Origin of the sequence: Nonomuraea sp. NPDC050022 (assembly GCF_044460705.1) — a bacterium.
Classification (GTDB): Bacteria; Actinomycetota; Actinomycetes; order Streptosporangiales; family Streptosporangiaceae; genus Nonomuraea.
This window is the reverse complement of the sequence record NZ_JBITKE010000005.1, coordinates 652,388-667,492: the sequence shown is the minus strand read 5'-3', so window position 1 is coordinate 667,492 and position 15,105 is coordinate 652,388. Positions and strand designations below refer to the sequence as shown.

General features: G+C 70.1%; 10 protein-coding genes. 5 read left to right on the top strand and 5 right to left on the bottom strand.

Translation table 11 applies throughout. The features are described from left to right. Positions 1-69: 69 nt before the first annotated feature. Entirely contained in the window at positions 70-2,565 is a 2,496-nt protein-coding gene (locus ACIBO2_RS24635) for a polysaccharide lyase family 8 super-sandwich domain-containing protein (protein ID WP_358545396.1), read from the top strand. A gap of 63 nt (positions 2,566-2,628) precedes the next feature. Here the strand turns inward: ACIBO2_RS24635 and ACIBO2_RS24630 are convergent, their stop codons facing one another. Then, positions 2,629-5,709: a BTAD domain-containing putative transcriptional regulator gene (locus tag ACIBO2_RS24630; protein WP_397299498.1), complete on the bottom strand. Its 3,081-nt coding sequence runs from the start codon at positions 5,707-5,709 to the stop codon at positions 2,629-2,631. Between the two features lie 267 nt (positions 5,710-5,976). On the opposite strand from ACIBO2_RS24630, the gene ACIBO2_RS24625 reads away from it, so the two are divergent. Beyond that, positions 5,977-6,930 (top strand): helix-turn-helix domain-containing protein, encoded by a 954-nt coding sequence (locus ACIBO2_RS24625; RefSeq protein ID WP_358545393.1) that lies wholly within the window; start codon positions 5,977-5,979, stop codon positions 6,928-6,930. On the opposite strand, the gene ACIBO2_RS24620 is transcribed toward ACIBO2_RS24625, so the two are convergent. After that, the gene (locus tag ACIBO2_RS24620; RefSeq protein ID WP_397299495.1) at positions 6,908-8,473 is read right to left on the bottom strand and encodes a class I adenylate-forming enzyme family protein; all 1,566 of its coding nucleotides are present in this window, start codon (positions 8,471-8,473) and stop codon (positions 6,908-6,910) included. The genes ACIBO2_RS24625 and ACIBO2_RS24620 overlap by 23 nt on opposite strands. 106 nt (positions 8,474-8,579) lie before the next feature. Here ACIBO2_RS24620 and ACIBO2_RS24615 point away from each other — a divergent pair, with 106 nt between their 5' ends. The 3 genes from ACIBO2_RS24615 to ACIBO2_RS24605 all read left to right on the top strand — a co-directional run bounded on the left by ACIBO2_RS24615 (position 8,580) and on the right by ACIBO2_RS24605 (position 12,942). Continuing rightward, positions 8,580-10,019 (top strand): carotenoid oxygenase family protein, encoded by a 1,440-nt coding sequence (locus ACIBO2_RS24615; protein ID WP_397299492.1) that lies wholly within the window; start codon positions 8,580-8,582, stop codon positions 10,017-10,019. After that, complete coding sequence (locus tag ACIBO2_RS24610; protein ID WP_397299489.1) at positions 10,016-10,981, top strand: LLM class F420-dependent oxidoreductase; 966 nt, start codon at positions 10,016-10,018, stop codon at positions 10,979-10,981. The genes ACIBO2_RS24615 and ACIBO2_RS24610 overlap by 4 nt, the downstream gene beginning before the upstream one ends. A 416-nt stretch (positions 10,982-11,397) precedes the next feature. Continuing rightward, positions 11,398-12,942 carry a zinc ribbon domain-containing protein gene (locus tag ACIBO2_RS24605; protein WP_397299486.1) on the top strand — a complete coding sequence of 515 codons (1,545 nt, stop codon included), beginning with the start codon at positions 11,398-11,400 and terminating at the stop codon, positions 12,940-12,942. On the opposite strand, the gene ACIBO2_RS24600 is transcribed toward ACIBO2_RS24605, so the two are convergent. From ACIBO2_RS24600 to ACIBO2_RS24590, 3 genes are all read right to left on the bottom strand, one after another. Next, positions 12,936-13,436 carry a hypothetical protein gene (locus ACIBO2_RS24600; RefSeq protein ID WP_358545386.1) on the bottom strand — a complete coding sequence of 167 codons (501 nt, stop codon included), beginning with the start codon at positions 13,434-13,436 and terminating at the stop codon, positions 12,936-12,938. The two genes, ACIBO2_RS24605 and ACIBO2_RS24600, sit on opposite strands and share 7 nt — an antisense overlap. A 29-nt stretch (positions 13,437-13,465) precedes the next feature. Next, positions 13,466-14,146 (bottom strand): expansin EXLX1 family cellulose-binding protein, encoded by a 681-nt coding sequence (locus ACIBO2_RS24595; protein WP_358545385.1) that lies wholly within the window; start codon positions 14,144-14,146, stop codon positions 13,466-13,468. A gap of 90 nt (positions 14,147-14,236) precedes the next feature. Then, on the bottom strand, positions 14,237-15,013 hold the full coding sequence (locus ACIBO2_RS24590) for an SDR family oxidoreductase (protein WP_358545383.1): 777 nt from the start codon (positions 15,011-15,013) through the stop codon (positions 14,237-14,239). Between the last annotated feature and the right edge of the window lie 92 nt (positions 15,014-15,105).

Sequence of the window (15,105 nt, the reverse complement as noted above, 5' to 3'; positions counted from 1 at the left end):
CGACAAACGTAGATCATGTAGGGTGAGCCCGGCGTATCCTCCGACGGCCTGGAGCCCGCTGTGCCGCACATGTCTCGTCGCCAGGTTCTCTCCCTGCTCCCCGCCGCCGGTCTGCTTGCCGCAGTCTCCCCTTCGTACGCCGCAGCGGGAGTCGATCACGCGCGGCTGCTCGCCAACACGGTGGCGATGTTCGCGGGGACCCCGGAGGTCAACGCCCGGCCCGAGGTGGCCGCCAAGCTCGCGTCGATCCTCAACACCGCCAGGCAGCGGCTGACGGCCATGGACAAGGCGGCCGACGGCGAGTTGTTCGCCGGGCTGAGCCTCGGCACCGACGACGCCAACCTGCGGCTGGCCTTCCAGTACCTGTACGAGATCGCGCTGGCGACCCGCACCCCCGGCGGCGGGCTCAACGAGGACGCCGCCGCCCAGCGGCGGGTCATCGACGGTCTGCGGTGGCTGCATGAGCGCTACTACGGCGATCAGTCGAAGGGCTACTACGGCAACTGGTTCAACTGGGAGATCGGGATCTCCATCCAGGTGAGCCGGACGCTGGCCCTGCTGGCCGACCGGGTGCGGGAGGAACGGCCCGACCTGACGGCGACCTACATCGCCTCGATGGACGCCTACCTGCGCAACGGCAAGAACGGCGACGTCGACCTCGATTCCCGCTTCCACACCGGGGCGAACCTGGCCGACATCACCGCCAACCGCATCCTGCAGGGCGCGCTCATCAGCGACGACGCCCGTGTCGGCAAGGCCATCACCGACCTGGCCACCGTCTTCGCCACGGTCGACCCCTACAACCTCCAGCACGGGGTCACCGACGGCTACTACGCCGACGGCTCCTTCATCCAGCACGACTCGGTCGCCTACACCGGCTCCTACGGGCGCAGTCTGCTGACCAGGGTCGTACAGACCCTCAAGACGCTCGAAGGCGCGGCGAGCGCCGGCGTCCTCGACCTGCCCGGCGTGGTGTACCGCTGGGTCAACGACGGCTTCGCCCCGCTGATCTTCGAGGGGTGGCTGATGGAGATCGTCAAGGGGCGGGCGGTCTCGCGCACCGGCACCGGCTACGCCGACGTCGGGGTGATCGTGGAGGCCATCGCCGACCTGGCCGACCACGTCACCGCCGCCGACGCGCTCGCGCTGAAGAAGTACGTCAAGTTCCTGCCGGCCGCCGACACGGCCGCCTTCGCCTCCCCGGTCAGCATCGCCCGCTACGCGGCCATCCGCGCCGACGCCGCCATCCCGGCCGCCGACCTGAACGCGCCCGAGCGCTGCGTGGCCTTCAACGCCATGGACAGGACCGTCCACCGGCGCCCCGGCTACGCCTTCGCCCTGGCCCGCAGCTCCGACCGGATCAGCAAATACGAGTACATGAGCGGCGAGAACCTCATGCCGTGGTTCCAGGGCGACGGCGCGCACTACCTCTACCTCGCGGGCGAGGACCAGCGCGAGGCCTTCGGCGTCGACTACTACACGGCCGTCTCGCCGTACCGGCTGGCCGGGGTCACCGCGCCGGTGGAGGACCGGCGGACGGTGCCCGAGTTGTACGGCCGGCTCTGGTACGAGAACCCGGGCCACCCGCTGAACTTCACCTCCTCCTCGGAGTCCCAGAACACCTACGTGTACTTCCCGCGCGCCGAGAACGCCTTCTCCGGCGGCGCGACACTCGGCGCGTACGGCGTGTCCGGCATGGTCCAGTCCGACGACGCCGCGTACACCGCCAAGCAGGCGGGCATCCTGCCGGACGACTTCGTCGCCTACCAGAACGCCCGCGCGACCAAGTCCTGGTTCCTGCTCGACGACGAGATCGTGGTGCTGGCCGCGGGCATCTCCGGCCAGGGTGGCCGCGCGGCGGTGACCACCGTGGACAGCCGCATCGCCGCTCCCGGCGACGCGGTCGCGCTCACCGGCCAGGGCTGGAACGGCACGCCCTGGCAGACGGGCGACACCACGCCGCCGCGCTGGCTGCGCTACGCCAACGGCACCCGTCGTACGGCGATCGGCTACGCCTTCCTCACCCGGCAGCCTGTCGCGGCCGGGTTGGAGACGGTGACCCGCAGCCGCCGGGTCGTGCGGACGTCCAACCCCGACACCAACGTGACCAAGAACGTCTTCACCGCCTCGGTCACCCACCCCGCCACCGGCGGCGTCACCGCCCTCGCCTACGCCCTGGTCCCGAACGCGACGGAGGCCCGCCTGCGCGGCTACGCGAACGGCCCGCTGACCGTCCTGGCCAACGACCGGCACGTGCAGGCGATCAAGCACAAGACCCTCGGCCTCGTCGCCGCCAACGTCTTCACCGACGGGCCGCGCCACGCCGAGCGCCTGCTCATCGACGGCCCCGCCTCGGTCATCGTCCGGTCCGGCAAGCGCACGGTCGTCGCTCTGTCCGACCCGACGATGAAACGCGACCGCGTCACGGTCGTCCTGGCCGGCGCGCCCCTCAGGATGGACACGGCCGACGAAGGGGTGACGGTACGGCGGGTGCCGGGCGGCACCCTGATCCAGGCGTCGACCCGCCACGCCCACGGCCGCTCCTTCACCGCCACCCTGCGCTGAGCTCGCCCTCACTTCATCGCGAAGTCGCGCGGCGAACCAACCCCCGCAGCCGGTTCCCGGAGCTCACTTGAGCAACGGTTCCAGCCGGTCGGCGCAGGGTGTGTGGCCGATCGTGCGGCACAGCCGGAGAGCCTGCTCGGCCGCCTGCCCGGCCTCGGCGCGGTCGCCCTGGTCGCTGTAGAGAGTGGCGAGTTCGGTCAGGGCCGCGAGTTCGGGCAGGCGGTAGGAGTTGCGGTGCGCGGTGTCGCGAGCGAGCAGGGCGACCCGGATGGCGCCCGCCAAGTCGCCGCGGGCGGCGAGGAGACGAGCGCGGGCGACCGCGGCGTAGCTCTGGTGCCACCGCAGATTCGCGGCGCCGCTGAACTTGTCGGCCAGGTCGAGGTGGTCGCCCGCCTCGTCGAGCAGTCCGAGGGGGATCTCGGTATCGGCCAGCGCGATCAGGGCCGCCGCCTCGATGAGCCGGTCTCCCTGGTCGCGGGCGAGGCCGAGGGCGCGAAGCGCCGCCGTGCGGCCGGCCGACCATCGCCCGGTTTCCCAGTACAGCCGGCTGAGCCAGGTCTGTATGTAGGCCACGCTGCCCGCGCCCAAGGCGCCGGACAGGGTCGCTGCCTCCGTCAGGGCGGATTCGGCTTCGTCGTAGCGGCCCTGGTCTACCAGGGTGGAGCCTAGATCGCGCAGGTCATTCGCCTCCGCGTAGGCCAGTCCGTGCCTGCGGCTCAGGCTGAGCGCCTCTTGTCGGCAGCGCTCCGCGCTCTTCAGCTGACCCAGGTGGTGGTACTGCATGCCGAGCCTGTTGAGGGTGCGGTTGCGTCCGACGACCGAGCCGAGCTCCGTGAAGAGGTCAGCCGCACGGCGGTTGTAGACGATCGCCTGCTCAAGGTGGCCCGTCCATTCCAGGGCCCAGCTCAGGCTCGCCCAGGACTCGGCCATACCCTCCCGCCAGCCGCACGCGGTGGCGATATTGGCGGCTTGTTCGAGATGGTGGACGGCCTCCTCGCTGCGAACCGCACGGAACAGGCTCTTGCCTATCGCGTAATGCAACATGGCTCGCATAGCGGGCATATCTGGCTGCGCGCCCCGCTCGGCGGCGGCGAGCAGGGTCGGTGCGATCTCCAGCCATTCGCCGTGGCGGCCGGTGCTGTTGCAGATGATCGACACCTGCTCCGCCAGCCGCCAGGTCCCGGGATCGGGATCGCGGCGGGCCGCCTGCGCGAGCGCGGCCACCAGGTTGGAGATCTCTTCGGCGCTGGGCGGTACCGGCGAACCGGCCACCGGTGAGGCGTGCCCCGGCAGCCGGATCTCGTCAGGGGCGCACCAGGCGGCGATGGCGTCGCCAAGGCGCAGATAGTGATCGAACAACCGGCTCCAGGCGGCGTCGCGATCCGGGTCGCCGCCGACTTCTACGCCTGCGTAGAGCCGTACCAGGTCATGGAGCCTGAACCGGTCGGCGCGATGGTGCTCGACGAGGTGGGCCGCGGCCAGGACCTTGACCGCCGTACGCGCCTCGGCGGGCGGCACGCCGGCGGCCGACGCCACCGCCTCGACGGTGAAGTCCGGCCCCGGTACGAGCCCCAGCACGCGGAAGACCCGCTGGTCGGTCGCCGAGAGCGCGCGGTAGGACACGGAGAAGGCGAGGGTGACGGGGTTGTGGTCGGTTCCGTCGACGGTGAGGCCGGTCAGCGGGTCTCCGGCGGTCAGCTCGTTCACCACGGCCGCGGTCCCGCTCCATGGGGTGGCGGCGTTGGCCGCGGCGATGCGCAGCGCGAGCGGCAGGCCGCCGCAGAGCCGGACGAGGTCGGCGCGGGCCGCCGCTTCCGACGGGCTGTCCGCGGGGCCGAGCATGCCGCCGACCAGGGTGAGAGCGTCCCGTTCCGGTAGAGCGCCGAGTGAGCGCTGCTCGGCCCCCGCCTGCGCCACCAGCTCGCCCAGGTGCTGACGGCTGGTCACCAGCGCGGCTCCCGACGGCGGCAGCAGCGGGTCGATCTGCTCCGCCGAGCGGGCATTGTCCAGGACCAGCAGGACCGTACGCTCGGCGAGCAGCGAACGGTAGAGGCCGAGCTGGGCGTCGAAGCCGCCGGGCGCCTGCGAGGGCTCGACACCGAGGGAGAGCAGGAGCCGGGCCAGGGCCGCGGCCGTGGTCAGGGGTTCGTGTTCGGCGTCGTAGCCGCGCAGGTCGACATAGAGCTGGCCGGAGGGGAAACGGCTCTTCGCGCGGTGGGCCCAGTGCAGGGCGAGCGCGGTCTTGCCCGTGCCGGCTGTTCCCGTGAGCACGCACACTGCGCCGCTGGCGTCCAACGCGTCGTCCAGCCACGCCAGCTCGCGCTCGCGCCCGGCGAAGCCACGGATGTCGCGGGGCAGCTCGGCGGGACGCGCGGGACGTACAGTCTGGATCGTCTGCCCTGCTTCGTCCTGTCCTGCCTGGTCGGTCAGGAGCTGCTGGTGCAGCTCCCGCAGCGTCTGACCCGGCTCGATGCCCAGCTCGTCGACCAGCCGATTCCGGGTGTCCCTGAAGACCGCCAGCGCCTCGGATCGGCGTTCGCACCGGTGCAGCGCCAGCATGAGCTGCCCCTGCAGGCGTTCGCGCAGGGGGTGCTCGGCCGCCGCCGTACGGAGTTCGGCCACGATCTCGCTGTGGCGGCCCAGCACCAGCTCGGCCTCGAACAGCTCCTCCAGCGCGCCGACCCGGCGATCTTCCAGTCCGGGGCGTTCCTGCTCGACCAGCAGCTCGCCGGCGCCGCCGAGCGCGGACCCGCGCCACAGCGCAACCGCCGCACGCAACCGCCGCGCCGCGGCCTCGGGGCGACCGCCGGCCAGATCCTCCCAGGCGGCAGCCCTGAGCTGCTCGAACACCTCGAGGTCGACCTCGCCGCCACCGGTGTGGATGCGGTAACCGGTGCCGACGCGGCTGATCAGCCCTCTGCCCAGCAGCGCCCGCAACTCATGGACATAGACCTGTAATCGGCCGATGGCGGTGCGCGGGGCCTGTTCGCCCCACACCAGGAACATCAGCCGGTCGTCCGACACCGTGCGGTTCGCGTTCAACAACAGCGCGGCCAGCACGGTGCGCTGCTTCGGCGAGCCCAACTCGATCGGACCGCCGGGCCCGTCTACCGAGACCGGCCCCAGTATCCGATAGTGCTGCACTCCTGCCCCCTGTGCACCCCATGTTACGCCTAGCGATCTCCACAGTCCGTCAGCTTCGGAATCAGAACGGAAGAAAAGCGGAAGAGCGGCCTCATATGGTCCTCCGACTGAACAACGTGCATTGCGGTTGAGCGTCTCGGCGCAGGCCCTGGACCGTCCGGCGGGGGCGCCGGTCAGGGAGCGCCGTGCCGAGACGCTCGGATGGCTTTTTCAGAGAGAGCGGCCGTCACCGAAGTGGCAGGTCGGCACGGAACGGGGGCGGAGCGGGTGACGGAAGCGGAGCGGCCCAGCGCGATCGGGCAGGCGCTGCTGGCGATCAGCGATCAGTGGAACTTGCTGATCCTTCAGCGGGCCTTCCTCCTGCGCATCCGGCGCTTCGCCGACTGGCGGGACGAACTGGGGATGTCCGAGTCGGTGCTGGCGAACCGGCTGAAGGAGCTGGTCGCGGGGGAGTTGCTGCGTCCGGCCCCTTACCGGGAGCAAGGGCGTACCCGCACCGAATACCGGCTGACCGAGCGCGCGATCGAGCTGTGGCCGACGCTGGTGGAGATCTGGTCATGGGAGCGCAGGTGGGTGCCGGACCGCCAGGGGCTGTCGGAGCTGGTGCACGATGTCTGCGGCAACCGTATCGACGTGGAGCTGGGCTGCGCGGGCTGCGGCCGGGCGCCGGTCGCCGCCCATGACACCGAGATCGTGCGGGGCGCGGCCACCTTCGCCCAGGTGGCGGTGCCGCGCCATCACCGCAGGACCCTGCGCGGCAAGGCCGCCGCCGACCCGCTGTCGTACTTCCCCGAGACCTTCGACCTGCTGGGCGACCGCTGGAGCACGGTGATAATCGCGGCCGCCTTCCTCGGCACCCGGCGCTTCGCCGACTTCCGGTCGGAGCTCGACGTGGCCCCGTCGGTGCTGTCCAACCGGCTGCGTCAGTTCAGGGAGCTGGGCGTGCTCGCGGTGGAAGAGCCCGGGTATCAGCTGACCGACAAGGGCTTGGACTTCTTCGGCATCTTCGCCTACGTCGTCGACTGGGCGCAGCGGTGGTACACCGGCCCGCCGGACACCGACGTGCGCGTCACCCATCGCGCGTGCGGTCAGCCGTTCCGCCCGTGCCCGCGGTGCCGGTCGTGCGGTGGGGAGCTCAGCCGTACCGAGGTGCATTTCGCCGTCCCCGAGGGACGGTTTCCGTCGCCCAGGACACGGATCACAGTTTCAGCTCCCTCTTGAGGATCTTGCCGACGGGATTGCGCGGCAGCGCCTCGACGATCTCCAGCCGTTCGGGGAGCTTGTAGGAGGCGATGCCCTGGTCCCTGAGGAAGTTGACGACCGACTCGAGGTCGATCTCGCCCTTGGGCACCACGACCGCGCAGACCTTCTCGCCGAGCACGTCGTCGGGGTAGCCGACGACCGCTGCCTCGGCTACCGAAGGGTGTCCGGCGAGCAGGGCTTCGAGCTCGGCGGGGGCGATGTTCATGCCTCCCCGGATGATGATGTCCTTAGCGCGGTCGATGTAGCGCAGGTATTGCCCCCGGTCGCCGGCGATCTCGAAGAGGTCTCCCGTCTTGAGGTAGCCGTCCTCGTCGAACGGGTCCACCGAGGCCGTGCCCGGCAGGTAGCCCGCGAAGACCGTGGGACCGCTGAGGTACAGCTCGCCGGGGACTCCCGGTTCGGTGATCTCCTTCCCGTCGGGCGCGACCAGCTTGGTACGCACGCGATCGAGCAGCTCGGGTGCCCCCGGCGCTCCGGGGCGCGGGAAGAAACGGGCGCGGACCTCCGGGTCAGGCATGTGGGCGGGGTCCGACAGCAGGGCGATGCCCTCGTTCGAGCCGAAGAAGTTGATGATCGCGATGCCGTGCTCGTCCTGCCAGCCGCGCACCATCGGCGGCGGCAACGGGGCCGCGCCCGAGCCGATCCGGGTGAGCGAGGAGATGTCGGCCTTGGCCAGGATCGCTTTCTCGCGCAGTAGCAGGGTGAGCAGCGCGGGTGGAGCCAGGGTGTAGGTGACCCGCTCGGCCGCGATCTGGGCCAGGAAGGTAGGCAGATCGAAGGGGTGGTGCTGGACGAGCAGCGCGCCGACCCGCAGCCATGGCAGGAAGACGCCGCCGATGCCGGCCATGTTCACCATCGGGAAGGGGTTGAGGATCACGTCCTGGCCGGTGAGCGCGGGCGCGGCCGTACAGATCGCCTCGACCGCGAGCCAGTCGTAGTGGCACCTCGGCACGCCCTTGGGGGTGGCCTCGGTGCCGGAGGTCCAGCAGATCGTCACCCGCTCGGCGGGGTCGGCCGTCCGCCGCGGCACCTCGGTGCCGGTCGCGTCCTCCAGGTCGCCTGGCCACGACAGTGTCGGGGTGCCCTCCGGCGCTCTGGACTCCCAGCCGGTGATCAGCAGCCCGGCACCGGACAAGGGCAGCAGCTGAGCCAGCTCGTACGCGCGGTACTGCACCGGGAACGGCGTGACGGTCGCGCCGAGCCGGACCGTCGCGAGGAAGCTCACCGCCAGCTCGACGCTGTTGGGCAGCTGAACGGCCACCACGTGGCCGGGACCGACCCCCTGCGCGCGCAGTATGCCGGCCACCCGGTCGACCTCCGCGCCGAGCTGTCCCCAGGTCAGCCGTTTCACCGGACCCTCAAGCATTTTGTTGAGCGGGTCCACGATCGCCATGTCGTCGGGCCGGGCCGCCACCCGCGTCCTGAGGAGCTGGTCGATCGTGTCACCGGTCCACCAGCCCTTGGCGGTGTAGCGGGCGATCCGGTCGGCGGAATGCGTCATCACGACTCCCGTCCGTGGGGTGGTGGCCGCAACACTAGGAAGCGGAAATGAGGCCGTCAACGCCCGGATATTGACGCCTGAATTCGCTTTTCATAGCTTCCAGGGCATGGCCGACATTGTCGTGATGACGGATGAATCGGGCGAGCCAAACCCGTACCTGCTGGGCGTCTACGCCCCGGTCCAGGACGAGATCACCGCGCACGAGCTCACGGTGATCGGGCGGATCCCCGCTGACCTCAACGGCGTCTACCTCCGCAACGGCCCCAACGCCCGCTTTCCGGTGGCGGGCCGATACCACTGGTTCGACGGCGACGGCATGGTGCACGCCGTGCACTTCGAGAACGGCCGGGCCCGCTACCGCAACCGCTGGGTGCGTACCAGGGCCTTCGAGGCGGAGTCGGCCGCCGGCCGCTCGCTCTGGACCGGCGTGATGGAGAATCCGAAGGGCAATCCCTTCGGCAACGCGCGCGGCCTGCCCTTCAAGGACACGGCCAACACCGATGTGATCTTCCATCGGGGCAGGGTGCTGGCCTCGTGGTATCTGTGCGGCGCGCCGTACAGTCTGGACCCGCTCTCGCTGGAGACCCTCGGCGTCGACACCTTCCTCGACACGCTCAACGGTGACTTCATGGCGCATCCCAAGGTGGACGAGCGCACCGGAGAGCTGTTCTGGTTCGACTACGGGCCGCGCCCGCCGTACCTGCGCCATGGCGTGGTCGGACCCGGCGGCGGCGTCGAGCATTGCGTGGAGCTGGACCTGCCTGGGGCGCGGCTGCCGCACGACATGGCGATCACACGCAACCACGCGATCCTCATGGATCTGCCGCTCTACCAGGACCTCGACGCCGCTCGGCAGGGCCGCCACAAGCTGACCTTCGACCGGGAGCTGCCCGCCCGCTTCGGCGTGCTCCCGCGACGGGGTCAGGCGGACGAGATCCGCTGGTTCGAGGCCAAGCCGTGCTACATCTACCACGTCGTCAACGCCTGGGAAGAGGGCGACGAGATCGTCCTGGACGTCTGCCGGGTCTCACGCCCGACGCCTTCCACGAACGGCTCGCCGCTGGCGCGGATGATCTCCTATCTGAAGCTCGACGCGCGGATGTACCGCTACCGCTTCGACCTGCGGACCGGCCGCACCTCGGAGGAGTACGTGGACGCCGACCACAACACCGAGTTCCCCTCGATCGACACGCGCTCCACCGGCCACCCCACGCGCTACGCCTACAACGTCACCGTGGCCGACGCCGAGACCAACCTCTTCGACGGCTTGGTCCGCTATGACAACGTCACCGGCGCCAAGGAGACCTACTCCTACGGCCCCGGCCGGTACGGCAGCGAGGCGCCCTTCGCCCCCCGCGACGGCTCGACCGGCGAGGACGACGGTTACCTGGTCAGCTTCGTCACCGACGAGCGGGAGGGCCGCTCCGAGGTGCAGATCCTGCACGCCGCCCAGATCTCCGAGGGCCCGATCGCCCGCGTGCTGCTGCCGCGGCGGGTCCCGCTCGGCTTCCACGCCACCTGGGTACGGGCAGAGCAGCTGCCGTGAATCCTTCGCTGACGGTCTCCCTCGGGTTGTGGCAGGATCGGCCCGCGGAGGAGGCCCTGCTGACGGCCCGCGCCGCTGACGAGCTCGGCTATCCGTCGCTCTGGATCGGCGAGATGGCCACGTATGACGCCTTCGCCCTGGCCACCGCCGTCGGGTTGGCCACCACGCGGATCGGTCTCACCATCGGCCCGCTGGCGGTGGCCGTACGCGATCCGATGATGATCGCCATGGGGGCCGCCTCGGTCGCCGCGATGACCGGGCGGCAGGTAGACGTCGCTGTGGGCACCTCCAGCCCGCTCGTCGTGGAGGGCTGGCACGGGCGTTCGCGCGCCCGATCCGCGACCGCGCTGCGAGAAGCCGTCGAGGCCCTCCGGCCGCTGCTGGCCGGCGAGCGCTCCGACTTCACCGGAACGTGCGTGTCGAGCAGCGGCTATCGCCTCCGGTTGCCCGCCCCGCACTCGCGACTGTCGGTCGCGGCCTTCGGGCCCTCGGCCGTCCGGACCGCCGCCCTGGCCGACCGCATGGTGCTCAACCTGATCACGCCGGCCTCGGCCGGACGGCTGGCCGCCCAGTTGCGTGCCGTCAATCCGGCCACGTCCGTGGTCGCCTGGGTCACCGCCGCCGTGGACCCCGACCGCGAGGCCATCGATCGCATCCGGCGGGCTGTGGTCGGGTACTTACCCGCTCCCGGGTACGGCGAGATGTTCGCCGAGGCGGGCTTCGCCGACGTTGTCGCCTTCGCCCGTACCCGGCCGCATCCCCGGGAGCTGTTCGCCGCGGTGCCTGACGAGCTGGTCGCCTCGGTTTCGCTGCTCGGCGACGTGGACGCGGTCGGTGCGCGGTTGTCGGCCTATGCGGAGGCCGGGGTGGAGGAGGTCGCCCTGGTGCCGGTGAGCACGGACCGCGACCCCGGCGGCACGGCCACGCTCAAGGGTATGAACCGTTCCTCATATTCGCTATGAGAACCTCAGGTTCTGCTATGGGCTCGTAGTCCGTATTGTGCCGGTGGGACGTGGTCTGGGGCACGGGTTCGGTCTCGTCTTCGGAGGCGGTGGCGAGTGTGGGGTTTCCGGCCAAGCCTTGGGTGCGGAGGCGGGGGCGGCGGATCTCGGTGCGGATGGTGGCGCGGTGCCCGTAGGTGCTTCTTTGGCGTATGGCCTGATCGCGCGTGCCGACATTGGCGCGGTGAGCGAGGGGGCCGGTGTTGGTATCCGGCGGATGCATATCGCTCACATGTTCTATCCAAAGATGCCAACTCTTGGTAGCGTTAAAGTCACACATCGTAGAGATGGGGTGGGCAGGGTGCAGGTTGGGCCGCAGGGTGGACTGCAGATGCGTCGATGCCGCCTGGGAGCCCATCACCTGACGGGGGCGGTGCGTGAGTAAGCTCACCGCGACCGCTCCGTGCACCGCCCACGCCGCCATGGTGGAGAAAACGGGCGAGGTCGTCCCTCAGGCGCTGCTGGCACGGCGGGTGGCTTGGCTGACCGCTCTGGCGCGGGATCTGACCGGCTGCTTGGTCGCGCTCCGGTGGAATCCAGCCGATCTGGATGGGCTGCCTGTCGTCTTGCCGCCGACCGTGCCGCCGGAGGCGAGGTTGTGCGCCCCCACCTTGCGGGTGACCAAGGGTCGGGTGCGCGTCGATCTGCCGTTCCAGATCCCGATCGGCTTCGTACCCGCTACCGGTCATGTGATCGGGTGCGGCTTCGACTGGGGCCTCAACGGGCTGCTGACCGGTGTGGTGGGCCGTCTTGTGGCCGATGGGCGGGTGATCTCCGGCAGCCGGGTGATCGGCGATGGGCGGCCGCTGCTCTACGATGCGAGCGGTGTGTCGGCCAAGCTGCACCGGCTGCGGGCCGAGCGTGAGCACCTGGCCGCCAAGATAAAGCACCAGCAACGACTCCTGGCCGGCATGACTGGCGCCGATCCCCGCTACGCCGCGTTGAGCGCGGCCTGCCAGGTCATCGGTGTCGAACATGAGCGGCTGTGCGCGCGCATCCGCAACCTGAACAAGGCGCTGGCCTGGTCAGCCGCCCGCTGGGCAGTCGACCAGGCCGTGGCCGCCGGGACGACGGTCATCTACCTGGAAGACCTGGCCACCCTGGAAGCACGCGGACGCCAAGGCAGCGCGAACACGCGCCTGACGGGGCAGGTACGCGGGCAGATCGTCGAGGCGATCCGGCATCTGGCCGCCAAGAGCGCCATCGCCGTGGTCACCGTCTCGGCCCGCGGCACCTCCCGATACTGTCCCCGGTGCGGGGACGGCACGTCGGTGCTCAAGCATTGCCCGGCCCCCGACCGGCTCGCCGACAAGGGCTGGAGGTGGGCTTACTGCCCGGCCTGCGGCCTGTCGTGTGATCGGGACTGGGCAGCGGCCGAGCGGATCGTCTCCCGTGGCCTGCTCGGCCAGCACGCTACCCGCACCCACCGTTCCACCGGGGTGCGCACCATCCACGCCGTCGTGGAGAGGAATGTCGCCCGCGCCCGCCGAACGCGCAGGCTCACCCGGGCGGCCCGCCGCGCCCGCCGTACCCGAACCGATCTGCACCCCCGCCCGGCAGCACGCGACAGAGCCAAGAGGCGCCCCACCCCGAAACGGCCCACCCGTACCCCGGCCAACTCACGAAACAACTCGATGACGTCCAGCCGTGTGCCCGACCGGCGCACGGTGCCCGCCCCACCGCCCACCGGCGGTGACAGCGTCCGGCGGGCCATGCACCCAAGCCGGGACGGCACCAGCCGTACCGGACAGGGCATGTCAGGAATTCTCACCATCGGACCGGCTTCCACCACGCCAAAGCCACCCCCGTGCTCATACACATCGAGCACGGGAACAGCCCGGGCCAGGCCACGCCCGTCCGAGTTGCCTGATTCCTTCAGGGAACCACAGGGAATTCAAGACGCTCTGATGACTGCCTATTGAGGGCAAGGAGGTTGGCCGTCCGGCCGAGCCGTCGAAAGGCTCAGGCCCCATGCGGTGTACAGCCTGAACGGCACCGGGGCTATGCAGCCGGCCTTTTCGAAATCGCCCCTATAACGCCAGGCATCGCCGCCATGTTTGCTCCAGAAGTGGATCCTGTCGGTCATGGCGATCGCGTAGTAATCGTCCTCGGCTTCGCTCTGCCCGTATACGGCGCCGTAATATACGGATCCACTCAGCGCTGCCCGCGCACCCGCGTTTTGTGTGACGTCGACGAGACTCTGGCGGGTCTCCCCGTCGAGCTGCAGTGACCAAGCGGTCCCGGGAGCTACTCGTTCCCCGTCTTCCTCGTCCTCTTCGGCGACCTGCTGGGAGGTTGTGGGTGCCGAGGGGACGGCCCTGCCGGCTGGCGCTGACAGGACGAGCACGACAGCGGAAATCGCGACCGCGACCGCGACGATCACTAATCCCGCGACTGCCATGGCCGAGGTCCGCATGACCATTCACTGTATGCCAGAAAGAATTGTCAGTACATTTTTGTGGTGCTGCGCTGGACGGCGGCGGGGGACAGGCGAACGCCGTTGGCCGTGACCCGGTGGCCGCGGGTGTCGGTGACCCGTACGGAGAAGGGGCCCTGGCCCGCGCCGGACTCGGCGATCCAGTAGTTGAAGTTGGCGCGGGCCAGCTTGCGCCAGGTGCCGCCGGTGGACTTCACCTCGACCGAGGTGAGCGGGTTGCCGTGGTCGATGACCAGCAGCGCCAGCCACCACTGCGACGACCCCTCCTTGACGCGGAAGGAGAGCGGTCGGCCGACCTTCGGGTTGGCGACCGGGCGGTAGGTGACGCCCACCAGGCCCTTGGCGGGGTCCGCGACGCGGGCGAAGGCCGTACGGCTCAGGTCGATGTGCCCCGCCTGGCACTCCGGGCACTGGTCGACAACCTTGACCCGGACGGTCCCCTTCGGACCGGTGACGTCCAGGTAGCCGCCGCAGGCAGCGGCGGCGGCGTACTCACTGGGGGAGAGCGCGACATAGAGGTCGCCGGCGGGACGTGACGGATACGAGCAGTTGCCGCCCCCCGATTGGAGCTCATACAAGGTCGCCTGCCCCTTGGCCGCCTGCGCTGGTTGCGCGAGGGCGGGGGCCGGGGCGGAAAGGAGCGAGGTCGCGGCGAGCGCGGCGGTGAGAACGGCGGGTAAGCGTCGCATCCGTGGTGTTCCTCTCATAAGGGGCGGATGTGACAGTAGCGAAAAGAGTGGATCTCAGTACGATAAAGCGCCATATATCGTCGGAGGCTGTCACGTGAACAGCTGGCCGCCGTTGACATCGATGGTCGCGCCCGTGATGGCCTTGGCGTGGTCGGAGGCAAGGTAGAGGACGGCGCGGGCCACGTCCTCCTCCGTGGCGATGCGGCGCAGCGCCATCGCCGAGACGTCCCGCGCGAGGATCTCCTCGAACGTGACACCTTCCGCCGCCGCCCGGGTGCGCATCCAGTCGTCAAGCAGCTCGCTGGCGATCCAACCGGGCGCGACGCAGTTCACGCGTACGCCATGCGGCCCGAGCTCGTCGGCCAGGCAGTGTGACAGCAGGTGCGCGGCGGCCTTGCCCGCGGCGTAGTCGCTGCGCCCCGCGTAGCCCGTACGGGACGACATAGAGGTGATGTTCACGATCGAGCCGGAGCCCTGGGCCACCATGTGCGGCGCGATGAACCGGCAGGCCAGCAGCGTGCCGTAACCGCCGGTCTCGACGGCCCCGCGCCAGGTCTCCAGGTCGTCGACGGACATGTCCAGTACGTTCCTGCGGTGCGAGCCGGGGAAGGCGGCGTTGACCAGCACGTCCACTCGGCCGAACCGCTCGATCACCGTGTCGGCCAGCCGCCGTACGTCGTCGATCCGGGTCACGTCGGCGGGTACGGCCAGCGCGCCCGGCACTTCGTCGGCCGTCTTCGCCACGGTCGCGGCGGTACGGGCGGCCACGACGACCCTGGCGCCCTCCTCGCTCAACAGCCCCGCCAGCGTCCGGCCCAGCCCTGGACCCGCCCCGGTGACGACCGCGATCTTGCCCTCCAGCAGCACGGGTCGACTCTACCAAGCGTTTGCTCGTTGCCTGCCGTATTTACACCATGGACAACATTTCGTCAGCCGGTTAAGTTCGCTGCGAGATGACA